The following is a 23,947-nucleotide window of genomic DNA, read 5'->3' on the forward strand; positions in this document are numbered from 1 at the left end:
ATTTGAGTAACGGCCAAATTATGACTGCAGCTTTTGCTGAATATCATAAAATTTGTTCATAACATCCATCGGTGTCATACCCATTAAATTCATCTGTTTTAAATCTTTAATGATGTCAGCAACCTTAGGATCCATTGTCGGTGTTTCAAACAACGCCAACTGTTTGCTAGTTGCCGTCTGCTTTCGTTTTGACGCAGGTTTCGGTGTTGGCTCTGATAAAGGTTCATCCACATTCACAGGAGTTGGTGTTTCACCCGCATTAGCCTCAAGCTCCTGCAGAATTGTGCTAGCTCGAGACAATAATCCATCCGGCATTCCCGCTAGCTTAGCCACGTGAATCCCATAAGACTTATCAGCTGGTCCTGGTTGAATTTGGTGAAGAAATACTAGTTGCCCATTCTCCTCAACCGCACCAACGTGAATATTTTTCAACGCATGCAAAGATTCGTCTAATGCTGTTAATTCATGATAGTGCGTGCTGAACAGAGTTTTAGCATGAACGTGATCGTGGACATATTCGATAATCGCTTGGGCTAATGCCATCCCATCGTAAGTCGCAGTACCCCGGCCGATTTCGTCAAATAAAATTAAACTATTAGCGGTCGCGTGCATAAGCGCATCATTAGCTTCCTGCATTTCAACCATGAATGTTGAATTACCGGAAATTAAATCATCTGCGGCGCCGATTCTGGTGAAAATTTGGTCAAACACCGGCATACTGGCAGATTTAGCCGGTACAAAACAACCCATTTGGGCCATCACGACGGTCAATGCCAGTTGGCGCATATAGGTACTCTTCCCAGACATGTTTGGTCCAGTAATGAGCAACACTGTTGTATCGTCAGCCATTCGTACATCATTAGGCACATATTCCTGTTTTCCGAGTACTTTTTCAACAACAGGATGACGGCCATCTTCGATTTCTAAATCATGCCCGTTATTCAGTTCAGGGCGGACAAAACGATAGTTTTCTGAAACAACAGCGAAACTCTGTAACACATCTAAACTGGCCAAGGATTTGGCTAGTCGTTGCAAACGGCCAATGGCAGCCCTTACAACCTCCCTAACCTTAGTAAAGAGTTGATACTCCAATGCGGTCGACTTTTCCTGAGCCTCCAGAATTAACGTTTCCTTTTCCTTCAACTCTGGTGTTGAAAAACGTTCCGCGTTAGTCAGTGTTTGCTTACGCTCATAACGATCATCAGGCAACTTGCTAAGGTTTGCCTTAGTAACTTCAATGTAGTACCCAAATACCCGGTTATACCCAATTTTAAGGGTACTGATCCCAGTGGCTTGCCGTTCCTTGGCTTCAAGCTCAGCAATCCACTGTTTACCATTTTTCATTGCATCCCGATACTCATCAAGCTGGTCATCATATCCATCTTTGATGACCCCACCATCAGTCACTGATATTGGGGAATCATCATTGATAGCACGATCAATCAGCTCAGCGACATCATCAACAGGATCTAATCCGGTCAACATATCGCCAAATACGTTTTGATCCAACTCTTCTAAAACATATTTGATTTTTGGTACCTGCTGCAACGAGGTCTTCAATTGGATCAAATCTCGCCCATTCACGCTACCAAACGCCACTCGACCAGCCAGCCGTTCTAAATCGTAAACCTTGACCAGTTCATCCTGTAAATTCGAGCGTTCAAAATAATGTTGAAGCAACTCATCCACTTTGTCTTGACGTGCTTTAATTTCATCCAGTGACAACAGCGGTCGATCTAACCATTGCTTTAATAACCGACCACCCATCGCTGTCTTAGTTTCATCTAGCAACCATAAAAGTGTACCGGATTTTTTGCCAGTACGAATATTCGTTGCCAATTCCAAATTTCGTTTGGCATAATGATCCATTTTAAGATAGTAGGATGGTTCATATGCAATTGCGCGCTGCAAATGAGACAGACTCCGCTTCTGGGTGCCCTCCATGTAGCCCAACAACATGGACACCGCAGCCGTTTCAACACCGTCATCCAGATCCTGTGTCACAAAACTCAATTCTGCCCCGGTCGTGATCTCCGTTTGATGAGAGACCAAAATGCCAAGCGGTTTAAACTGATCAATCAGCTCAGCAGGCACAGTGTCGTCAACAACTACTTCTTTAGCCTCGACAGACATGACTTCATTCATCACCGTATCAAACGTTGATAGATTGGCCGTCCTCAGTTCACCCGTCGAAACATCCGCATACGCAAAGCCAAAATGATCATCTTGTTTGGTAAAACCTGCCAAATAATTATTTTCCTTCGCGCCATTGACACCAGTTTCCATTCGCGTTCCTGGCGTAATCAGCTGAATAACTTGTCGCTTGACCATGCCCTTTGCAAGGGCCGGATCTTCCATTTGCTCACAAATGGCAACTTTGTACCCGTGATCAACCAAAATATCAATATAATTTTGAACAGCATGATGTGGCACCCCACACATTGGGATTGGATCGGCCGAATTATGGTTACGTGCAGTTAGCGTCAATTCGAGCAATTGGGCACCTTTAACTGCATCATCATTAAATAGTTCGTAAAAATCACCAATTCGATAAAACAAAAAGGCATCAGGATACTGATCCTTGATGGACTGATACTGCTTCATCATTGGCGTTTCCATACTCTCTTGTGCTGACTTTTTTGCCATGTAACGTAAACTCCTCACTACTTCAAAAAATGCGTTGTTCGCCGTAAGCGGCCTCACCCACTTATAACTAACAAACAATTCCATCCAAGTCCTAAAAAACGATGGTCTAAGTTTAACATTTTTTACGGTCACTGTCTGGGTTGATTCGAACACGTGGTCCCTACTAAAAACAATGTTTAACTGCAAAGAAAAACGACATCAGCCAACTCTCGGCTAAGTGTCGTTTTATACCCATTAAGTCACTTATTTAGCGTACTCAACAGCTCTCGTTTCCCGAATAACGGTCACTTTAATATGACCAGGGTATTCAAGATCGTTTTCAATTTCATTCTTAATGTCACGAGCAATGACCGTTGCTTGAAGATCATCGATATCCTGAGGCTTAACGATAACCCGTACTTCACGGCCTGCCTGAATGGCATAACTCTGTGCCACACCATCATGACGATTGGCAATTTCTTCCAACTGTTTCAAACGTTGAATATAATTTTCAAGCGATTCGGAACGTGCACCCGGTCTTGCTGAGGAAATGGCATCCGCAGCCCCAACCAAGACGGCAATGATCGATGTTGGTTCAACATCACCATGGTGGGAAGCAATTGTGTTAATAACAACTGGGTTTTCATGGTACTTAGTTGCCAATTCAACCCCTAATTCAACGTGAGATCCTTCAACTTCATGATCCACGGCCTTACCAATATCGTGTAATAATCCTGCGCGCTTAGCTAACGCAACATCCTCACCAAGTTCAGCCGCCATCACAGCGGTCAACTTAGCAACTTCAATAGAGTGGTTCAAAACATTTTGACCATAACTGGTTCTGTAGTTCATTCGGCCAATTGTCTTGATCAAATCAGGATTCATGGCTCGAATGCCTAAATCAAAGACGGTTTGCTCACCAATTTCACGGATTTTATCATCCATTTCCTTGCGTGCTTTTTCAACCATTTCTTCAATTCTAGCCGGATGAATCCGACCATCAGCAATCAATTTCTCCAACGCCAACTTAGCAATTTCACGACGAACGGGATCAAACCCACTCAGCACAACTGCTTCCGGTGTATCGTCAATAATGAGGTCAATTCCAGTTAACGTTTCAAGTGTCCGAATGTTACGGCCCTCACGACCAATGATTCGGCCTTTCATGTCATCATTCGGCAATGTAACGACCGTCACCGTATTATCAGAGACGGTGTCTGCAACACTCCGCTGAATGGCAGCAACAATCAGATTCTTAGCTTCCTTATCAGCAGAGATCTTGGCCTCTTCTTCACTTTCTTTAATCAGTACGGCTCGTTCATGAGCCAACTGATCCTTTGTTTCCTGAATAACTAAATCTCGTGCTTCGTCTTGAGACAAAGCCGCCACTCGTTCAACTTCTTGTTGTCGCTTATCGATGAGGTCTGCTGCTTCTTGCTGTTGCTGTTTCAGTGCATCCCGATCACTAGTTAACTTGTCTTCTTTGCGTGTCAATTGCGCTTCACGCTTTTCGAACGTATTATCTTTGCGATCCAGAGCTTCTTCACGTTGCAATAACCGATCTTCTTGCTTTTGAACCTCCGCACGTCGATCCTTTAATTCATTTTCAACGTCCGTTCGGTACTTGTGGTTCTCTTCGCGAGCCTCAAGTAAAGCCTCTTTTTTAGCGGTTTTTGCATCCTGGTGAGCTTTTTTAAGGATGGCTGCGGCAGAATTGTTGGCATTGTCAATATCGCGTTCGTGACGCTTCTTGGCAATGGCAAGTCCACCATACAGACCGGCAATAATAGCGATGAGCACGAGGATTATGGTTACAACGTAAACCATATTTAATTCCCGCCCTTCATCAAAAATGGCTGACCGTTAAGCCAGCCGCAAACTTGTAAGATGTTAAATTGATTATTTACACAGTTTCAGTTTACTGATAAACGAGCAAGCTGTCAATAAACGATGGCTAACGTTTGTCCCCATTAAACTCGTTTTAGGCGTAGCAAACGGTTAAAACTGTAACTAACAGCCAAACAGATTGCACTCAAAATAAAGTTTGTTACAACTAAATTTAACGGATGTTGATATCGAATATAGCCATCAAATCCATACATCACCCGGAATAAACTTCCCAACCAGGTTGATGTGAAGGAAATCGGTTGGCCACCATTTGTACCAGCGTACAAAATGAATGTCAGTAGGCCAAGACCAATAATCGGCGCAGCAATGAATGTAATAATCTTCCACCTAGTTGTCATTAACCCCAACACAGCGCCAACGAGCATACCGAGTGTCAGCGCTAACGTCAACGTACTCAGTGCACGAATCCAAAACCAAAAAATATCAATATTGCCATGCTGAATGAAGTGACCAAATTCTGCGCGACCTGTGCTTTCAAACGTTCGCATCCCTAGTGGCTGTGCTACCAATAGCCGATATAAAACATTGATAACGGAAATACCAACAGCAATTGTCATCAGGCTCAGCAATTTCCCCGTCCAGTAGGTACGCCGTGAAATACCATTTTGGATGAATAATTCAAATCCCTGATAAACAAGTGCGCCAACTACAAAGAGAAACAAGACCATGATCGACTCTAAAGCATTAGTTGCGAGATACGGTTTGAGTGGTAGCGCTGCTTTAAAGCCACTGGTCATCCATCTGATCAAAAATGGAATAAACCACAAGCCAACGAACGAAGCTAAATAACCCCATCCCAATAATTTTGCATCACGCCGAAGACGAAATTGATAAACTGGTTTAATCTTCATGACTATCCTCCGTTAATGCCACAAACAGATCCTGCAAGCTCAAAGACTGTTTAGCAATTCCCTCTGGTAATGCCGGCGAGCCAATCATCGTTACAATTGCTCTCGTTTCATGCCCAAATGAACTTTGCGACAGCACTTTAACACTAGGCAAGAACATTGCCATTGCATCGCTTGGCCCGGCTAAACGATACGATCGGGCCATCAGTGCCTCGACAGGCTCAGCCAATTTAATTTGCCCCTGATTAATCACAATCACGTTATTTAGGATCGTTTCAACTTCCTCAATCAAATGGGTCGCAATAATAAAGGTTCGTGGGCGGTCCGCGTATGTGGTTATCAACTCGCGGTAAAACAGTTCACGATGTCCGGCATCAAGACCAAGGACTGGCTCATCTAACATGATGTAATCTGCCGGCACGCAAAGTGCGACGATGTCCTTAAATATAGTTCGGTAGCCTGTTGATAAGCGACCAAAACTAGTTCGCGTATTTAACCCAAATGCTTTAGCTAAGTATTCAGCATAGTCAACATCGAATTCGCCATACAGTTGCTTCGTAATCTTAAATAAGTTATTTACTCGTTCACGAGCAGGATAAAGGTTATCTTCGCTGGCCAAAAAGAGTCGTTGTAAAACATGATCATTTTCGTGAACTGATTGACCGTCAATCGTGATTTCACCACTTGACCGCGGAATTCGATCAGCAATCATATTTAATAAAGTACTTTTACCCGCCCCGTTACGACCCAGTAGGCCATAAATTGTTTCCGGTTCGAACGTTAAATTGGCACTGTGAAGGAGCATTTTACGCCCTGCGTGCTTAGTCAATTTTTTGATTATCAGTGCCATTATCTGCATACCCCCGTTTAATCATCTCTGCCAAAACAGCTTCCGAAAGACCGATTTGCCTAGCGGCGTTAATCAGTGGCTGAATGTTGTCGTCATAAAATTGGGTACGCCGTTTGTCCGTAATCCGCTCACGTGCACCTTCCAATACAAACATGCCAAGTCCGCGACGCTTCTCAATAATCTCGTCGTTGACCAAAATATTCATACCCTTTAACACGGTTGCAGGGTTAATGTGAAATTCCCTGGAAATCTCGGTCGTTGACGGCACTTGTTCCCCGGACTTAAAACCATTCGTTAAAATGGCTTCTTCAATTTGTTCTGCCACTTGTAAATAAAGTGGCGTATTGCCATCAAAGTCAAAGTGCATGTTTTTTCTCCAGCCTTAGCTTTCTTTAATGTGTTAGCAAGATAAGGATACGCGATTGTCCGTTGCTCCGTCAATCAAGCAGTTAACCTAAAATTGGCTTTTTAATCGATTAGCCGTTCATCTGTTCTTTAGGAATCACCAGCCGTTCATAGATTAATGTCGTGATTCCATAATAAACACCGTACAGAATACAGAAAATCAAAATCGACCACCCTGTCATTTCATAGGGATGATACATCAGCGGTTTAAACATCTGTAATCCAAATAGAACATCAACAATGCCCAAAACGCCTGGCAGTGCAAACAGCGTCAAAATTTCACCTCGCACTGCCTGCTTCATCAACGCCCGTCTAGTTCCGATCCGGTTAAGCATATTGTAGCGAACAACATCTTTGTTTGCACCAGACAAGATCTTAAACATCAGGCAACTAGCAAGCATCGCTAAAAAGGCAAAGCCGAGGAAAAATCCCATGAATTCTAAGCCACTAAAGAGAGCATTAAACATTTTATAGGTTTGAAAGCCACCCACTGTCGCCATAGCTGGTGCCGGAAAACGTTGCTGCTGCATTTTTTCTAAACGATCCAAAATTTTTCGTTGGGCTAGAACGTTATTTAAGCGAATGATAGTAACCGTGTGAGTAGTTGCCGTGTTTAAATTTGCAAAATTTCTTTGAGTTGCAAACTCACTTTTCTGTTGACCAATCTTCGGGACCAGTCCGGTGAAATCCATATCATCCAAGGCCACCTTTTTAAATTGAGCAATAGATAGTGTCTTGAGTGAACCGTTGTTTAAGGCCTGACGACTTTTCAACATTGGCAAAGGATGATCAACAAATTCTTGTTCGTTATAGTAAACTGTGTTGCCAATAATCTTTTGAGAATAGGTGAGTGTGTGCGTATCGTTCAACTGATTGACCAAATGATGTTCCTTTTTGTCCATATCATTTATAGCCATTGTATAGGCACTAGTCGATCTTGCCATCTGCGGTGCCTGCCGTTGAAAACCCGCGCCGACACTAATTGCCCCTAGCGCTAAAGCAAATAATAACGATACAATGGTCAGAATTCGCGTATAGCTACGAACTCTAAACATAATTTGAGCTAATGTAAAATTATGCAATTTTTTGTTAGCAAAATTTGTTTGCTTCAGCAATTCAACAGCACCGACAATAACTGCACTAAATAGCAAATAGCTACCAAGTGTGATCGTCACTAGTGCTAGTGGAACAGCCAACAGTTGCAACGTCATGATTTTGGCCATAGCAATGTATCCAATTGCCAGTAGCAAAAGTCCTGCCACAATTTCCGTTAATTGCACTAATGGTCGTCTTTTAGGTAGAGAAACCTCATCATCTATGTGTAACAATTTAAGCACTGGCGTTCTAACCAATTTAGCTAAATTGAAGAGGCCAGATACGAGAAACAAACCAACATACAGACAAATTGTGGTCACAATTGCTGGCCAATAAAGAGCATTGAAATGATGCACAGTCAGTCCCAATTGATTAAACAAAATTTGGGATAGTCCCATACTCATACCTATCCCTAAAACAATCCCAACGATGGTGGAAATCACACCAATCAGTAACGTCTCAATAAAAACCAGTTCGCCAATTCGATTCTTTTTAGCACCCAACATCATAAATAAACCATAATCATGTTGTCGCATGCTTAACAAAAAAGAATTTGCATAGGCAATGTACACGATTGTAATCAGAATCAGCAAAATCATTCCAAAGATAAAAACTTGTGAGGCCATGGAAATTTGAGTATTGGATTTAACGAATTCACGATTTGTCGCCAAATTGGCAAACATGTAAAAAACAGCTGCTGAGATAATAAGACCAGTAAGTAAAACTAAGTAATCTTTAAACCGATTTTTAATTCCTGCTAATGATAATTTAGTTAACATGTCATTCCCCCGCTTACTGTTCAAAAGTACCCAATTGGTTCAGAATTTCTTGATAAAAAGTTTGGCGATTATTGTCAGCTTTTTTTAATTCCTGACCAATTTGACCGTCTTGAATGAACAATATCCGGTCACAAAAACTGGCTGAAAATGGATCATGTGTGACCAATAGGACAGAAACATGTTGGTTTTTATTAATATCTGTCATTAAATCTAGTAAATCACGCGCAGACTTTGAATCTAAGGCCCCAGTTGGTTCATCCCCCATAATGATTGCGGGACGATGAACAATCGCTCTGGCTGCCGCTACGCGCTGTTTTTGACCCCCTGACAGTTCTGTAGGATATTTAGATAACAAGTTTTCAATCGACAATGTTGTGGCCACTTCTTTAACCGCTTTTGAAATTTCCACTTTCTTTACCCCTTGAAGTGATAAGGGCAAAGCAATGTTTTCTTTAGCCGTCAAACTCTCTAAAAGATTGAAGTCCTGAAAGATAAAACCGATTTCTTCTGAACGGAAGTCTGACAATGCTTTTCCCTTGAACCCGGTTATATCTTGCCCATTTACCTCCACACTGCCACTCGTCGGCGTGTCAAGTGTGGACAGTAAGTTAAGTAGCGTTGTTTTACCCGACCCTGAGGCTCCCATAATGCCAACAAATTCGCCTTCATCGATCGTAAAATTAATTCCCTTTAAAGCTTCATATTGTTGTTCATTCTTACGCCCATAGGTTTTGTGTAACCCACTAACTGAAACTACTGGTGTTTTTTGCATGATTTTCCTCCGCTGCTTATGTGGTTAATTACTTATGTAACTAACTGTATATGTAGTTAAGACAAAAGTCAACTTTTTTCGCAAAAAAAGACGCTGATAATATCAGCGTCTTTAAAAAATGATTGATTTAATTAAATTTAAAGCATCTCATTTCTAAGTGCAAAGCCGTCCAACTAAACATCTAGCGTTGTTTCGCTACCCTTTGCTGAAGACTTAGTCGTCTTATTGGATGATGTTTTTGCTGTCTTAGCGTCTTTCGTACCGTTTTCAGCAGATTCCGCATCCTCATCGTCGGCGTTTCCGTCCATGTTATATGCCTTACGCACTTTATCATAGATTTCTTGCCGCATTGCTTGATGCTCATCGGCCTCTAGATAAGCCTTAACATTTTCCCGGCCTTGACCGATCCGTTCACCATCATAAGAGTACCAAGCACCAGACTTGTCAACAATATCCTTGTCAACCGCCATGTCCAGCAACTCACCTGATTGAGAAATGCCGTGTCCGTACATAATGTCGACTTCCGCAACACGGAATGGTGAAGCTACCTTGTTCTTAACAACCTTAATTCTAGTACGGTTCCCCTTTACTTCAGTGCCATCTTTAATCTGCTCAGCTCGACGTACTTCTAGGCGAATTGTGGCATAAAACTTAAGTGCCCGTCCACCCGGTGTCGTTTCTGGATTACCAAACATCACACCAACTTTTTCACGAATCTGATTGATAAAGATTGCGATGGTCTTGGTTTTGTTAATGGTTCCAGAAAGTTTCCGCAAAGCCTGTGACATCAATCGTGCTTGAAGGCCGACATGAGCATCACCCATTTCACCTTCGATTTCAGCGCGAGGAACTAAAGCAGCTACTGAATCAATGACAACAATGTCAATCGCACCGGAGGAAACTAACGCATCCGTAATTTCCAATCCCTGTTCACCAGTGTCTGGCTGAGACAATAATAAATCATCGACTTTGACACCTAAGGCTTCAGCATATTGGGCATCTAACGCGTTTTCAGCATCGATGTACGCTGCTGTACCACCCATCTTTTGAACTTCGGCCACAGCATGTAATGCAATTGTTGTCTTACCTGACGATTCAGGACCATAAACTTCAACGATCCGCCCGCGTGGGTATCCACCTACGCCCAGTGCATCGTCCAGTTTCAGAGAGCCGGAAGGAATCGTTGAAATTTGAGTGTTTACATTTTCACCCAAACGCATAATGGATCCCTTACCAAAGTTTTTTTCAATTTTCTTTAATGCAGCATCTAAGGCTGCCTGACGTGCATCTGCCAAGGGCAAATCCTCCTTCAATCACATAACCTAATGTCATTATGATACCGAGTAATAGAACAAAAAGCAAGGAAAATCGAACAAAAGTTCGCATCAGTTTTGATCGTTGATGGCGCGACGAACCAGATCCAATCCGTTTAGTACAGATCGCCAACGATTTAATTGGCGGTCATCCGCAAAGTGATATTCATGTGCAACCACTGGTTCGTCACGATACGCTAAGCCAATCCAAACTGTACCAGCAGGATGACCCTCTAACTCATCTGGTCCTGCAACACCGGTGAATGAAATCGCGATATCAGTATGCAACAGTTTCTTAGATTGCTGTGCCATCCAAATAGCTGTCTGCTCGCTAACCACGCCAAACTGATCAATCACAGACTGCGGAACAGCAATCAGCTCATGCTTCGCAGAAGCCGCATACGTTACAAAACCGCCTGGAAAAACAGCTGAAACGCCAGGAACCGATCCAATCGTACTCTGAAATAACCCAGCAGTTAAACTTTCAGCTGCCGTGATACTTAAATGATGCGCAATGAGCTGATTAACAACCACAGTTGCCAAATCGTTATCGTCTCCGTAGCCGTAAAAGTACTGCCCAATGCGAACTTGAACGGTCTTCTCCATTTTATCTAACAGAGCATTAGCAACCTGGTCGTCTTTGGCGTTAGCGGTCAAACGCAACGTGACTTCACCGCTTTTAGCATAGGTGGCTAACGTCGGATTCGTCTGATTATCAATTAAATCATCTAATTGACGTGCCAAATCTGCTTCACCAATTCCAAAATACCTTAAGACTCGGGACTTTAGCCGCTGCTCAATTTGATACGTGTCCCTTAAGATCGGCACGACTGTTCGATCAAACATATCGATTAATTCACGTGGCGGTCCTGGCAGGACTAAAAAGTCTGTCCAGTTTGCCTGATGAATAAAGTCACCAACAGCCATACCATTTTCGTTAGGTAATGAACGACCACCGTCCACATACAACGCCTGCAATCGATCGTTATCACCTAGCGACCGGCCAGTCGTTTTATAATGCGTGACAATCTTATTGAGCGCCTGCTCATCAACCACTAATTTTCGGCCTAAATGCCTTGCAACAACTTGCTTGGTTAAATCATCTCGCGTGGGTCCGAGACCACCCATCACAACAACGAGATCACTTCGCTGCTCCGCCAATGCAATGGCATCATCCAAACGTTCCGGATTGTCACCAACTACCTGTTGATGAAATACATTAATGCCCAGTCCGGCTAGTCCACGGGCCACATAACTCGCATTCGTATTGTCGATCTGTCCTAGTAAAATTTCCGTACCAACGGCGATAATTTCTGCTTGCAAACGATGTTCACTCCTAACATACGCATTTTAGTCACAAATGTTCGTGCAATTTCAATTATAAAACAGTTTGCACATAACCGTAGCCCTGAAGAATTGAAAAGAGTATTTAAAAAGACACCTTCACAATTTGCAAAGGTGTCCTAAAAATCGTTATTTATTTAAACCCATCGCTGAAGACACTCCGGTTTTGAACGAAGTAATCAATTCCTGAATAGATAGTGAAGAATAAGCAGACATAAAGCAGAATGCCAGCCATCGGTACATGAATGTTGTTAAAGAACACATTGTTCAAGAACAACAAAATGATCGATAACATTTGTGTGGTTGTTTTGATTTTACCTGGATAAGCCGCAGCCATCACAGTGCCATCGTTTTCAACAATTAACAACCGCAAACCGGTGATTGCAAGTTCACGGCACACGATAATCGCAACAACCCAAGCTGGTGCCTTGCCCATCTCAACTAAGATGACAAAAGCAGTCATTACCAGCATTTTATCAGCAAGTGGATCGGCAAACTTACCAAAGTTTGTAACCAAATGCTGTCCGCGAGCAATTCTACCGTCCAAGAAATCAGTTAGCGACGCAACAATAAAGATGATCGTGCCAATCAAACTCGTGACCGGAATATTCGTGCCTGCCCACGTAACAACGCCCCAATTAAAGGGAACTGCCATAATAATCAAGAAAACTGGAATCAAAATGATTCGAAAAACCGTTAATTTATTAGGTAAATTCACAATGTGACCTCTGCTTGTACGTTATTTCGTTTTACTGGTAGCTGCCTGTAATTGAATTGTCAGGACACCTGTATTACCAGTACCTTTACTAATGTCAACGTCTTTACCGTTGATTTGGATCTTAGTTGCCGTTCGATTACCAAATGAAACTGCAACCGAAGTTGCGCCGTTAGGCAAGGTGACCGTTTGTGACTTACCGCTTTGCATGGTTCCGACATAAAGTGCAGAACTACCTGCAGGTGTAACCTGCATCCAGGATGCGGCATTGTCGGCAGCAATAGTAATCTTGTTCGTCGCAGGGGCATTTTCCAGCCGGTAGGTGCTGTTACCACCCGTCGTAGAAACAGAGACTAACTTAGCCTTGCTGTTTTTCTTCGACTTGTCTGAACTAGAACTGCTACTTGAACTGCTAGAACTTGAACTACTCGATGAACTGCTAGAACTACTTGAACTGCTCGATTCAGTATCTTTCGAAGAGCTTACCTTAACTGCACTGCTGGAAATCTGACTATTGTTACTAGACTTATTACCATTACGAACCGCAAACACCCAAATGGCACCAAGAATGACTACAACTAACAATGTTACCAATGCAATTGGCAAGATTGATCGTAACCGTTCTAATGTGCCGTTACTTTCGCGCACTTGAGGCGTCTTTTCCCGTGTTGCAGGGGCCTCATCAGCTGGCATAACATGTGTTGCTGCAGCCTGTGGCAACTGATCGTTGTAATCTTTTAATAACTCATCGCCGTTCAAATCAACCGCTTGAGCGTATTGTTTAATAAATGCTCGCACGTAAAAATCGCCTGGCAACTCGTCAAACTTGCCGTCTTCAATGGCAATGAGGTAGCGACGTTGAATTTTTGTACTTTGTTGAACGTCATCAATTGTTAAACCCTTCGCATTACGGGCTTCTTGCAACTTTTGACCAATAGTTGGTGTTTCCTCACTCATAAGATAAAGACTCCATCTTTATAGAATACGTTCATGACACGTTGAATTTAAGTATAGCATAACAGCCTGTTTCTGTTATTGAATTACAAAAACGGTGAATTTTTTTAAGAATTTTCAAGATCTTCCGTATCTTCCGTTGGCAAAACATCAAACACACTGATGCCTTCCGACCTGATTAATGCTTCTGCCAAAGATTGAACATCCGCTAAGGTCAGTGATTCTAACAGTTGTGTCTCATCAAGTAAATTAGCATTATCAAATAGTTTACCCTCATAGGCATTGGCAATAGCTTCCACTGAATTCAACATCATAATGTGATGACCAATTGCTTCACGCTTAACCAATTCAAAATTTTCAATAGCTGCCTGACCGGAAAGGTAATCACTCACATGCTCTAACACATTAATAATCGCTTCTGAAAATCCGTTTGGATCATCGGTATCACTGCTGACGGTCAAGAAGTGGAACCCGCGTTCCAAAGAAAAATCATAGTCAAAACTATCATCAATAATGCCAGCATCGTAGAGCTTCAGATACGTCTCGCTGGTATCTGCAAACAACATATCTAGCAACAAGGATACAGCTAAACTATATTTTAATCCATCGCGCCCACTGGGTACGTCATCTAAACCACGAAGTCCCACAATTGACTTCGGCATGGTAACGTTTAGGTGGCGGCTTCGATAAGGAAGAATCTCCGTTTGATCATGATTTTCAATGATCGTTCGGTCAATTGCAGCCGGTTGTTCAAATGTCTTGCTTGCCTGATTTTCCTTAATCCAAGTCATCACCGAATCAGGTTCAAAAGCCCCCACGATAAATAGATTCATATTGCTTGGATGGTAAAACGTTTGATACGTGGACATTAATTGTTCTGCCGTAATCTGACCAATTGAATCGACTGTTCCGGCGATATCAATATGAACGGGTTCCGTCGGATATAAATTACCCACAATGCCCATAAATAGTTGCCAGCTTGGGTCATCATCATACATTTGGATTTCTTGCCCAATAATCCCTTTTTCCTTAGCTACAGTAGCCTCGGTAAAATAAGGATCTTGAACAAAATCCAACAGAATATTTAAATTCTCTTTGAGATGACGACTTGCAGCAAACAAATAACTGGTTCGTGTAAAACTCGTATAGGCATTTGCATCCGCACCATATTGTCCAAACAAATCGAATGCATCGTGATCTGCCTTTTCAAACATCTTGTGTTCCAAAAAATGAGCAACCCCATCTGGAATGGTTACTGCTTCATCAGCCCCACGTGGTGTAAACGTTCGATCCGTCGAACCGAAGTCAGTTGTCATTAAGGCATACGTTTTATGAAAACCTGCCTTTGGCAGCAACTGCACCAATAAACCATTGGGCAAAGTTTCTTCATAAATAGTTTCACCTAACTGCTGATAATCGTGTTTTTCCACAGTTGTCTCCTTATCAATCAGATACTTTTTAAATTGGCAATTTGAGTTTAGGCTGGTTACTTGGTAAGTAAATAACTCGTTGCCAAACTCGTTTGCTGCGCAATCGCGGCAACATCCTGAGCTGTGACAGCATTGATGCCATCAATCCAATCACTTACAGCCATTGGACTAGCCGTTAAGTCGCCCAATAATTCAGAGCCAACTACCAATCGTGGTGCATCCTGAGCCGCCTCACGCTGATTAATCAACGTTTCCTTAACCTGACTCATGCGATCCACGCTAAACTTTCCAGACGCCAGATCAGCCAATTGCTCGCCAATGATCTGTTGCACAGTCACCGCCTGCTCCCCATCGATACCTGCCTGTACCAATAACGTTTGATTAAAGAAATTAATGCCTGAATTAGCATAATAGGCCAAGCTCTTCTTTTCTCGAACATTTGTAAACAGCAATGATAGTGGCGTGCCACCAAACAGTCCGTTAAACACCTGTGCCGCAAAATACTGATTGTCACCATAATGAACCGGCAAATTATAAACCAGGTCAAGTTTGGCTTGGGTTATCGACTGATGTTCCACTTTTCTAGTGACATTCGAAGGGGTTTCCTGCGGTATTGTAATTTGTCGTGACATCGATGGACGATCCGTTAAATCAAATGAATCAAGCAACGTTGCCACTTCATCAGCATCCACATCGCCCATGACATAAATAAACACTTCATCGTCAGTCAAAATACGCCGATATTCATTATAAACTGACTGTGCTGTTAGGCTCTCGACGTCAACTAACCGGCCTGCACTGGGATAAGCAGCCGCAGTGTCACCAAAATGCAAACGTTGAGCCTGTAAACGCGCGTATAACATCTTATCATCACTGACGGCACGTAACGCGATGGCCAAATTTTCTTTTTGTCGATCAAACGTCTGTTGGTCAAAGCCGGTAATACCGTTTTGCGTGCTAACCAATGGATTTAACATCACTTCGTTGAGAAAATGAAATCCGTCAGCTAATAAATTAGGTTGTCCTTCTAAATAGCGGCCATTGGCCAAAGTCAGTGCGAATTGAAACTGAGCTAAGTTGCCCATTTTAGTAACGTTCGTATTGAAATTTGCACCATACATATTACTCAGTACTGCAGCTAACGCCGTTTGTGTCGGGTACATTGCCGAACTGGTCTCTAATAGGTCAGCCAATAATGAACGCGTCGTTAACGTGGCTAATTGAACTGGCGAGCAAAAAGATACCAGCACGCTAACTGTTTTAAATTGTGTGGTTGGGAGAACGGTTAAATGAACACCGTTTGCTAAATCTTGTTTCAATTCCAGCCGCCTCCGTTAAAATAAATTTGTGTAGTCATCATTGCTTTATACTAGCTGAAATGCCCCGTAAAAACAATCCTCTGGACTAGAACCACTATCGAAAAAAATCGTAAAATAAAGTCGTAGGACACAAATTCACAGTCTCCAAATTTGTGTCCTACGACTTTTTAATATTTATTATGACTAAAAGAATAACTGAACGTTGAAAGCCGCGAATAACTTTTAAATACTACTTCGAAATTAATGAATCTGAATCCTGACCGAACCATTTATGGTTAATCTGACTGAGTTGTCCATTCTTAGCCAGTTTAACAAACGCCTGGTTGATTTTTTTCCTTAAGGTGACATCCCCCTTACGTAAGCCAACCGCGTAATCTTCCCCGGCAAAATCGCCGACAATCGTTCGATAGGCAGACGGATTAGGTTCGTGCTTAACGTAATAGCCTGCGTACACTTGATCAATCAGTAACCCCTGAATTCGGTTAACGTTCAGATCAATAAAAGCGTCATTAAATGTGTCATATGTTATCGGCGATCCTTTGATGTATTGTTTCAATAGCTTAGGCTTTTGATTAACTAACGTTTGGGCCGATGATCCGGTTTGCAAACCTAAGATTTTGCCTTTCATATCTGAAAATCGCCGAATATTTTGTTTTCTCTTGGTTACCAAGACCTGACGATTTCTGAGATACGGTCGGGAAAAGGCCACTTTGGCTGCCCGTTGAGGCGTTATGGTATAGCCATTCCAGATTGCATCAATCGTCCCATTACGCAATTCTGTTTCCTTCATGGACCAGTCAATCGTTTGAAAATCTACTTTGAGACCATACTGAGCAAACGTTGCCTTCGCTAGATCCACATCGTAGCCAACCAATTTTCCATTCTTTTCGCGAAAACCCATCGGAACAAAACTATCATCAACACCGATAACGACCGTTCCACGGCGTTTTATATGTTGCCAGGTATCTTGATGATCCGCACGGGTAGCAACGCTCTCACAACCGCTCAAAACTAAAATGCCCATTAGCATGACAACAACTAATGCCGCTAATCGTCGATACCTGCTTATTGTTCGTTTTCGAATCATTATCTTCATCCTCCCCACTATCCCTGGTCAAACTAACATTGGCCTTAGGCATTCAGTGGTTTAACTGTCACAACCTGATCGGCAATTTTTTCCGCAAACTGCTGATCATGGGTGACAACAATCTGGGTAATCCCTCGTTTTTTGAGGTCTAAAATGAGTTGACCGACCGTATCACGAAGCGTTGGGTCCAATGCTGACGTTGGCTCGTCATAACATAAAATAGCTGGTTCCATAGCCAAAGCTCTCGCAATTGCAACACGCTGTTTTTGACCACCAGATAGCTGAAATGGATACTGTTTGATCACTTGAGCTAACCCAAGCGACTCAACCAATGATTCAACTTGTTCATGAGCCTGTTTTGTTGACAGACCAGTTACCATTTTAGGTGCTAACATGATGTTGTCGAGCACACTCAAGTTAGGAAATAAATTAAAGTCTTGAAAAACCACACCAATCTTACGTTCACTTCCACGATCTTCAACTGGGTCAAACGGTTGACCGTCTAAAAGAAAGCTGCCCGAGTCTGGACGTTCTAATCCTGCGATGCACCGTAACAAGGTCGTCTTTCCGGCACCAGAGGGACCGACGATACTAACAATTTGTTGGTCAGGCACAACCATTGAAAAGTCGTTTAAAATTCTGCGCTGTGCAAATGATTTGTTGATATTTTTTAATTCCAGCATAGTTGATCCCTCCTATCGATAGTAACTGTAGTGTTTCTCTAATCCGCGTAAGGCGTAGGTACAAACCAACGTCAACAAAAGATAAATAATCCCCACTAGGATCAGCGGAACCAATGTAACATCTCTAGCTGAGGCCACATTACCGGCACGCAGTAGATCACCTAATCCAATAACATAAACCAGCGATGAATCTTTGACCAAGTTGATCACTTCATTACCAACAGCAGGGATAACGCTTTTGACAACTTGTGGCAGTACAATCTTTCGTAAGGTTTGAGTATAAGTCAGACCGAGCACTTGGGCACCCTCGTATTGACCATGGTCAATACCGGCAAAACCGCCACGGAAGATTTCAGCAAAATAAGCGGCGTAGTTTAAGATAAAGGCGAACAGTGCTGCGGGATAACGGGCAAACACAATATTAACGTCTGGTAGTCCGTAAAAAACAAACATCAGTTGAAGCAATAGCGGCGTCCCACGCATGAGCCAAACGTAAAAGTTCAGCACCCAACGAATCGGTGAAAACCGTGAACGTAGTCCCATACTAACTAATACACCTAGCGGTAAAGCACCAACCAACGTCCAAAAGAAAATACGAATGGTCATCCATGCCCCACTAAATAATGATGGCAAAATCTGATTGACGTATGTTAACGACATGTTAACCCCTCCTATGATGAACAACTTTTCAAACTAATGACAACACATTGCGTTTGACACAAAAAAATCCCCTAACTAGCCTAATTGCTAGTTAGAGGACGTTGGTTAACGTGGTGCCACCTCATTTTTCTACCGCCTCACGACGATAAACTCACGGAGTTTATAAACAAAAACACGCCCTCTTTAGTCATCTTAGTGACTAAAGAGGGCGTGTTTGCGCGGTTCCACCTCAAGCTTTCAATTACTTCACAGTAACTGACTCAACGAGTTTGTTTATAAACTCCTTGGGGTAACGGACCGACCGGTTTAACCTACTTCATAAATTCAGCCAAACGACTCACAGATGTGTTTCAACAACAGTCAGGGTAATCATCACAGCAGCGATTACTTTCTGGACAAGCCTGTCATTTACTCTTCCGTTCATTGTCATTTCATTCATATTCTTAAGTTAGCAACACTATAGTGTTCTTTATACGCTCTGTCAACCCTATTAAATATGCCACGCATTAAAAAAATTACTGAACACGTGCGCCACGCAAATAAAGTTGTCGTAACGGCACATACAAAATCAATAGAATCACTTCATTTAGGGCCAACGTTGGTGCCAGATCGATTACCATAAAATCAGCAAACGATGTACCAGTGCCACCAATCATTTGTAAAGCCGACCAGCTCAGTAATGGTTGAATGGTAAACCCTAGAAAACCGACCAGCAGTGTCGCAAATAAATTGACAGGCAGCACTTGTCGTAAAGTACGAGCTAACCACACGATCACTGGGAAAATAAATAAGTACACGCCCCAGTAACCGCTGTAAAAGAGGTCAAAAACCACGCCAGCGAAAACTGCAAACCAATATGTTGGCATGTGATATTGATCCTCAAAGAAAGATGCACAAAGCAACCACAACGTAGTAATCTCTGGTACAGCCGTCGCCGAACTGCGGAATAAATGACCGGCGAACTGCTGGCTGATCGTTCCATCTAAAAACACGCTTAACAGAAGGCCAATAATAAACGTCCAGCGTAAGCTTGATTCACGCATGTCATCACCCCCATTTATTGTTTTGCGGCAATTGTAACAACGTTAACCGTGCCAAGATTGCCCGCTGGTTTGATGTAAACCTTATTTGCCAAACCATAGTCATCAGAACTGGTCGAAACAATCGTGCCAACAAACAATCCTTTGGGGGTTATCCCACCAAGTCCACTAGTTGTCACTTTATCGCCCTTTTTAATGGCGACTTTGGTCGTAATCTGACCCATTTCTAGCAGATTCTTGTCTTTGTCATAGCCAGTCACGATACCATTAACCGTTTCACCACCGGCATTAGTGACTTGAATAGCAAACCGATTAGCAGTATCGGTATCATCGGAAATTAGCTCAACCTTACTGTTGGTTTGATTGACTTCAATCACACGGCCAATTAATCCCTTACCGGCAAGCACAGGCATATTTTTCTTAATGCCACTGGTTTTACCTTTGCCAATAACCAATTGGTTCTGCCATGCCGATGGCGTTCTTGCGATAACGCCGGCCGTAATCGGCTGGTAATCAATCAAGCTATTATTTAGCTTAGCTTCGCTACGTAATTCTTTGTTTTCATTTTCAGTTGTTTGCAAACGAACTTTGTCTTGTGCCATTTGATCAACTTGTTGTTTCAACTTCTGATTTTCATCATACGTGCTTAACAACTGAGAAATCGAATTGACTCCGGCACCGACCCCACCAACGGGTACACTTACCACGCGGTCAGCAAAACCGGCCACATCATTCCCGAATTGTTGAATGATTGGTGGTGTATTCCGACGATTACGAACCGTCACCGATAACGTCAATAGTCCCAGGCATGTAATGATTCCCACGGCGATGATGACAAGTCGTCGGTTTGAAAAGAATCTATGCATTGTTACCTCCAAGTCTAAAAACATCACAATCAAAAAATGTGGCACAAACGCGCTGGCGTCGCGGTTATCTAACCACTTTCAACGTCCGTTGACGCGGTCTGGACAAAAACAATGTCATTTTCACACACTGTTTCTGTCGACCAAGACCAATGCTTTTGTGCCACACATTTTCGAATTATTAACGGTTGTTGCGCCGTTTCATGACGTCAATACTCTTCAACGATTCACCAGTACCAATAGCCACACAATCGAGTGGTTCGTTGGCAATGAAGACTGGCACCTTAGTTGCTTCAGAAATAACATCCTGAAGATTCTTCAGTAACGCACCACCACCGGTCAAGACAATTCCATGATCGATAACGTCTGCAGCAATTTCAGGAGAAGTTTCTTCCAATGTTTCCTTAATGGCTGCAATCACTTCAACAATGGTGTCGTGAATTGCCTTAGCAACATCTTCAGCGGTCACATCAATGGTCTTTGGCAGACCGGAAATCAAATCACGGCCTCGAATAGATGCACCATCCATGGTCTCAGAAGCTTCAACCGAAGCAGAACCAATTTGAATCTTCAAATTTTCCGCTGTCGTCTCACCAATCAATAAATTGTACTTTTGACGAACGAAAGCAACAATTGACTCATCGAGTTTGTCGCCAGCCATGCGAATGGACCGACTGGATACAATCCCACCAAGTGAGATTGTGGCAACATCGGTGGTCCCACCACCAATGTCAACAACCATGCTACCAGTTGGATCCATGACAGGAAGACCAGCACCGATTGCGGCTGCAAAAGGTTCCTCAATGACATATGCATCACGGGCACCAGCCACACGAGTAGCATCAATCACTGCCCGCTTTTCAACTTCAGTAATCCCGCTTGGCACACACACCATGATGTATGGCTTTTCAGAAGACCGACCGAGGGCCTTTTGAATGTAATACTTCATCATGGCTACCGTCGTGTCATAATCGGCAATAACCCCGTTTTTCATTGGTCGAATAGCTGAAATGCTACCGGGGGTACGACCCAGCATCTTGCGTGCTTCTTGACCAACTGCAACTACTTCACCTGTATTCGTGTTACGTGCAACGACAGAGGGCTCGCGTACAACGATGCCCTTTCCGTCAATATATACAAGTGTGTTGGCAGTTCCCAAGTCGATGCCGATGTTTTTTTGTCCTAATCCAAACACAGTATTTCTTCCCTTCAAAAGACCCTTGGGCCAAATCATATCGGAAAAAGTATACCATAGAAAAAACAGTGAAAACAGGTCGTTTCCACTGTTATCAAGATTTTTATTCTTCCTTAAACAAACCGAATCAGGACGTAGCCGTATCTTTTTCAGCCAAAATTTCCGGTAATGTCACGGCATTAAAGAGATCGTGCTCGCCAAAGCTGAAATAACTATGACGACCTACAATAAAACAATCTAGTAGCTCAATACCAAGTAGCTGACCGGCCAACCACAGGCGCTGACCAAATTCTTGATCACTTGGTGATGGCTTGGCCAGACCACTTGGATGGTTATGTGCAACGATCACCCTCGCCGCATTAGCGACAATCGCCTGATAAAACACATCACGAGGATGTGCGACACATGCATCCACCGTTCCACGAAAAACTTCGCACCGAGCAACAACCTGATTTTTAACGTTCAGTGCCAGTAGCAATAACGTTTCCTGGCGCAAATCGCTCATTTCATCGCTTAACGCAATCCCGACCGTGCGACTGGATCCTGCTTGAGTGCCAATTGTTAATTTTGTCTGTCCTTCTGTCTTTGTACCAATTTGTTTCATGTTTGCCAACCTCCAAATTATGACGTTGACTTAACATACGCAAATTGAGTCTCAATTGTTCGCCACTTCGTCATTATCTGTAAATAAATGGCGCACATCAGAAATGAAGTATAACGACCCCGTAATAATCAAAACATCATCGGCGGACAGGCCTCCTGCCGTTTGTGCAATTGCCACTTGCCAGTTATCGAACTTGGGCACAGGCTGTTTTAAACTAGCTTCCAGCGCGTCTAAATCGGCCGCATTCCGCTTTGCGTTCGGACCGGCGAAATGGGTCAACACTAAATGCACGTTTGGCAGTGCCGCCAGCGTCGGTAACATCTTTTCATAAGCTTTATCTGCCAAAACAGCAAAAATAATGGTCACACTTTGTTGTCCAAAATGAGTTTTGATTAGCTCAGCAAGCTCATCAACGGCTGGCTCATTATGCGCACCGTCAATCACCACCAAGGGCTGGTCGTTCAATTTTTCAAAACGCCCTGCCCAAAAGGCAGTGTTGAGACCATCACGAATACTCTTGACTGATACTGGCAGTTGTTGTAATTGATGCAATTTTAGATAAGCCGCTAGTGCTGTGGCCGCGTTGTCACTTTGATAACGACCCAGCATGCTAATTGCCAAATCCTTTAAATGTTGATCAAAGCCATCAAAACTAAACCGTTCCTGCCAGCCCTGAACCGACTGATAGTGAATCTGATAATCGCGATTCATGGCAAACCACGGAGTGCCTGTTTTTGTAGTAACCTCACGAATAACGGACAACGCGCCGTCGTCAGTAATGTTTCCAGTGATCATCGGGACATTAGGCTTCGCGATGCCGGCTTTCTGCCAAGCAATTTTACTAACCGTGTCACCCAACATTTTCATATGGTCCAAACCAATGGTTGTGATAACCGACAATAGCGGTGTGATTACATTGGTAGAGTCAAAGCGACCACCAAGACCAGCTTCTACCAGAACAATATCAGCATGTCCTTCAGCAAAGTAGAGCAGCATCATGGCAGTCAGCGTTTCAAACTCTGTCGGTCCACCCTCAGGCAGTTCTTCGTCTAACTTTGCTTCAACTGGTTGAATGATTTGAACCAGTCGTAGAATATCTGCATCACTGATAGGCTCACCATCCACACTAATTCGCTCATTGAAACGAACCAAATACGGTGACGTGAAACTGCCCACGCTCAGCCCATCTGCCTGTAATAAATTGCGCAAAAAGGTTAGTGTAGATCCCTTTCCGTTTGTGCCGACAATATGGACCATCTGGATATCCGTTTCAGGATGGTTTAACCGTTCCAAAAACAATCTCATGCGATCTAGTGTTGGTGATTTTTTAAACTTTGATCGGCCATGAATATAAGCCACAGCCTCTTCATATGTGTTAACCATGTCAGTGCCCCACTCATTCTCAATTTGTCTACTTGTTATCATACACCAACGACTATGCTAGACATGCGAAAAGCA

The 23,947-nt window shown here is 43.0% G+C and carries 21 protein-coding genes and 1 other annotated feature; all 21 genes read right to left on the reverse strand.

Annotated elements, in window-relative coordinates; translation table 11 throughout:
• Positions 1-18: 18 nt before the first annotated feature.
• On the reverse strand, positions 19-2,646 hold the full coding sequence (mutS, locus tag LROSL1_RS09235; RefSeq protein ID WP_178914408.1) for a DNA mismatch repair protein MutS: 2,628 nt from the start codon (positions 2,644-2,646) through the stop codon (positions 19-21).
• Between the two features lie 243 nt (positions 2,647-2,889).
• The gene (gene rny, locus LROSL1_RS09240; protein ID WP_017261194.1) at positions 2,890-4,452 is read right to left on the reverse strand and encodes a ribonuclease Y; all 1,563 of its coding nucleotides are present in this window, start codon (positions 4,450-4,452) and stop codon (positions 2,890-2,892) included.
• Positions 4,453-4,595: 143 nt separating this feature from the next.
• Entirely contained in the window at positions 4,596-5,384 is a 789-nt protein-coding gene (locus tag LROSL1_RS09245) for a hypothetical protein (RefSeq protein ID WP_178914409.1), read from the reverse strand.
• On the reverse strand, positions 5,374-6,231 hold the full coding sequence (locus LROSL1_RS09250) for an ATP-binding cassette domain-containing protein (RefSeq protein ID WP_178914410.1): 858 nt from the start codon (positions 6,229-6,231) through the stop codon (positions 5,374-5,376). The genes LROSL1_RS09245 and LROSL1_RS09250 overlap by 11 nt, the downstream gene beginning before the upstream one ends.
• Positions 6,203-6,598, reverse strand: coding sequence for a GntR family transcriptional regulator (locus tag LROSL1_RS09255; protein WP_017261197.1), 396 nt, complete (start codon positions 6,596-6,598; stop codon positions 6,203-6,205). The genes LROSL1_RS09250 and LROSL1_RS09255 overlap by 29 nt, the downstream gene beginning before the upstream one ends.
• Positions 6,599-6,707: 109 nt before the next feature.
• On the reverse strand, positions 6,708-8,510 hold the full coding sequence (locus tag LROSL1_RS09260) for an FtsX-like permease family protein (protein ID WP_178914411.1): 1,803 nt from the start codon (positions 8,508-8,510) through the stop codon (positions 6,708-6,710).
• Positions 8,511-8,523: 13 nt separating this feature from the next.
• Positions 8,524-9,282, reverse strand: coding sequence for an ABC transporter ATP-binding protein (locus tag LROSL1_RS09265; protein WP_017261199.1), 759 nt, complete (start codon positions 9,280-9,282; stop codon positions 8,524-8,526).
• Between the two features lie 173 nt (positions 9,283-9,455).
• Positions 9,456-10,577, reverse strand: a complete 1,122-nt coding sequence (recA, locus tag LROSL1_RS09270) for a recombinase RecA (protein ID WP_178914412.1) — start codon at positions 10,575-10,577, stop codon at positions 9,456-9,458.
• Between the two features lie 90 nt (positions 10,578-10,667).
• Entirely contained in the window at positions 10,668-11,918 is a 1,251-nt protein-coding gene (locus LROSL1_RS09275; RefSeq protein ID WP_178914413.1) for a competence/damage-inducible protein A, read from the reverse strand.
• Between the two features lie 154 nt (positions 11,919-12,072).
• Entirely contained in the window at positions 12,073-12,657 is a 585-nt protein-coding gene (gene pgsA / locus LROSL1_RS09280; RefSeq protein ID WP_017261202.1) for a CDP-diacylglycerol--glycerol-3-phosphate 3-phosphatidyltransferase, read from the reverse strand.
• Positions 12,658-12,678: 21 nt separating this feature from the next.
• Complete coding sequence (locus tag LROSL1_RS09285) at positions 12,679-13,611, reverse strand: helix-turn-helix domain-containing protein (protein WP_178914414.1); 933 nt, start codon at positions 13,609-13,611, stop codon at positions 12,679-12,681.
• A 104-nt stretch (positions 13,612-13,715) separates the two neighbouring features.
• Complete coding sequence (gene yfmH, locus LROSL1_RS09290; protein ID WP_178914415.1) at positions 13,716-15,038, reverse strand: EF-P 5-aminopentanol modification-associated protein YfmH; 1,323 nt, start codon at positions 15,036-15,038, stop codon at positions 13,716-13,718.
• A 56-nt stretch (positions 15,039-15,094) separates the two neighbouring features.
• The gene (gene yfmF / locus LROSL1_RS09295; RefSeq protein ID WP_178914416.1) at positions 15,095-16,357 is read right to left on the reverse strand and encodes an EF-P 5-aminopentanol modification-associated protein YfmF; all 1,263 of its coding nucleotides are present in this window, start codon (positions 16,355-16,357) and stop codon (positions 15,095-15,097) included.
• A gap of 229 nt (positions 16,358-16,586) precedes the next feature.
• Positions 16,587-17,444 carry an amino acid ABC transporter substrate-binding protein gene (locus LROSL1_RS09300; protein ID WP_017261206.1) on the reverse strand — a complete coding sequence of 286 codons (858 nt, stop codon included), beginning with the start codon at positions 17,442-17,444 and terminating at the stop codon, positions 16,587-16,589.
• Between the two features lie 44 nt (positions 17,445-17,488).
• Positions 17,489-18,127, reverse strand: coding sequence for an amino acid ABC transporter ATP-binding protein (locus LROSL1_RS09305; RefSeq protein WP_017261207.1), 639 nt, complete (start codon positions 18,125-18,127; stop codon positions 17,489-17,491).
• A 12-nt stretch (positions 18,128-18,139) separates the two neighbouring features.
• Positions 18,140-18,787 (reverse strand): amino acid ABC transporter permease, encoded by a 648-nt coding sequence (locus tag LROSL1_RS09310; RefSeq protein WP_178914417.1) that lies wholly within the window; start codon positions 18,785-18,787, stop codon positions 18,140-18,142.
• Between the two features lie 201 nt (positions 18,788-18,988).
• Positions 18,989-19,220, reverse strand: a binding site (T-box leader).
• Positions 19,221-19,302: 82 nt separating this feature from the next.
• A complete protein-coding gene (gene mreD / locus LROSL1_RS09315) occupies positions 19,303-19,830 on the reverse strand; it encodes a rod shape-determining protein MreD (protein WP_161004272.1) in 528 nt (175 codons plus the stop codon).
• A gap of 14 nt (positions 19,831-19,844) precedes the next feature.
• Entirely contained in the window at positions 19,845-20,693 is an 849-nt protein-coding gene (mreC, locus tag LROSL1_RS09320) for a rod shape-determining protein MreC (protein ID WP_178914418.1), read from the reverse strand.
• 178 nt (positions 20,694-20,871) lie between these two features.
• A complete protein-coding gene (locus LROSL1_RS09325; protein ID WP_017261211.1) occupies positions 20,872-21,885 on the reverse strand; it encodes a rod shape-determining protein in 1,014 nt (337 codons plus the stop codon).
• A 127-nt stretch (positions 21,886-22,012) separates the two neighbouring features.
• The gene (locus LROSL1_RS09330) at positions 22,013-22,489 is read right to left on the reverse strand and encodes a JAB domain-containing protein (protein ID WP_017261212.1); all 477 of its coding nucleotides are present in this window, start codon (positions 22,487-22,489) and stop codon (positions 22,013-22,015) included.
• 51 nt (positions 22,490-22,540) lie between these two features.
• The gene (locus LROSL1_RS09335; RefSeq protein WP_178914420.1) at positions 22,541-23,872 is read right to left on the reverse strand and encodes a bifunctional folylpolyglutamate synthase/dihydrofolate synthase; all 1,332 of its coding nucleotides are present in this window, start codon (positions 23,870-23,872) and stop codon (positions 22,541-22,543) included.
• Positions 23,873-23,947 lie beyond the last annotated feature (75 nt).

The organism is Furfurilactobacillus rossiae (assembly GCF_013394005.1).
In the GTDB taxonomy this organism is placed as follows: domain Bacteria; phylum Bacillota; class Bacilli; order Lactobacillales; family Lactobacillaceae; genus Furfurilactobacillus; species Furfurilactobacillus rossiae.

What these genes read in the sequence shown, in the direction of transcription:
- mutS (WP_178914408.1), bottom strand. Translation starts at nt 2,646, where the DNA reads ATGGCAAAAAAGTCAGCACAAGAGAGTATGGAAACGCCAATGATGAAG.
- rny (WP_017261194.1), bottom strand. Translation starts at nt 4,452, where the DNA reads ATGGTTTACGTTGTAACCATAATCCTCGTGCTCATCGCTATTATTGCC.
- LROSL1_RS09245 (WP_178914409.1), bottom strand. Translation starts at nt 5,384, where the DNA reads ATGAAGATTAAACCAGTTTATCAATTTCGTCTTCGGCGTGATGCAAAA.
- LROSL1_RS09250 (WP_178914410.1), bottom strand. Translation starts at nt 6,231, where the DNA reads ATGGCACTGATAATCAAAAAATTGACTAAGCACGCAGGGCGTAAAATG.
- LROSL1_RS09255 (WP_017261197.1), bottom strand. Translation starts at nt 6,598, where the DNA reads ATGCACTTTGACTTTGATGGCAATACGCCACTTTATTTACAAGTGGCA.
- LROSL1_RS09260 (WP_178914411.1), bottom strand. Translation starts at nt 8,510, where the DNA reads ATGTTAACTAAATTATCATTAGCAGGAATTAAAAATCGGTTTAAAGAT.
- LROSL1_RS09265 (WP_017261199.1), bottom strand. Translation starts at nt 9,282, where the DNA reads ATGCAAAAAACACCAGTAGTTTCAGTTAGTGGGTTACACAAAACCTAT.
- LROSL1_RS09285 (WP_178914414.1), bottom strand. Translation starts at nt 13,611, where the DNA reads ATGAGTGAGGAAACACCAACTATTGGTCAAAAGTTGCAAGAAGCCCGT.
- LROSL1_RS09300 (WP_017261206.1), bottom strand. Translation starts at nt 17,444, where the DNA reads ATGATTCGAAAACGAACAATAAGCAGGTATCGACGATTAGCGGCATTA.
- LROSL1_RS09305 (WP_017261207.1), bottom strand. Translation starts at nt 18,127, where the DNA reads ATGCTGGAATTAAAAAATATCAACAAATCATTTGCACAGCGCAGAATT.
- LROSL1_RS09310 (WP_178914417.1), bottom strand. Translation starts at nt 18,787, where the DNA reads ATGTCGTTAACATACGTCAATCAGATTTTGCCATCATTATTTAGTGGG.
- mreD (WP_161004272.1), bottom strand. Translation starts at nt 19,830, where the DNA reads ATGCGTGAATCAAGCTTACGCTGGACGTTTATTATTGGCCTTCTGTTA.
- mreC (WP_178914418.1), bottom strand. Translation starts at nt 20,693, where the DNA reads ATGCATAGATTCTTTTCAAACCGACGACTTGTCATCATCGCCGTGGGA.
- LROSL1_RS09330 (WP_017261212.1), bottom strand. Translation starts at nt 22,489, where the DNA reads ATGAAACAAATTGGTACAAAGACAGAAGGACAGACAAAATTAACAATT.
- LROSL1_RS09335 (WP_178914420.1), bottom strand. Translation starts at nt 23,872, where the DNA reads ATGGTTAACACATATGAAGAGGCTGTGGCTTATATTCATGGCCGATCA.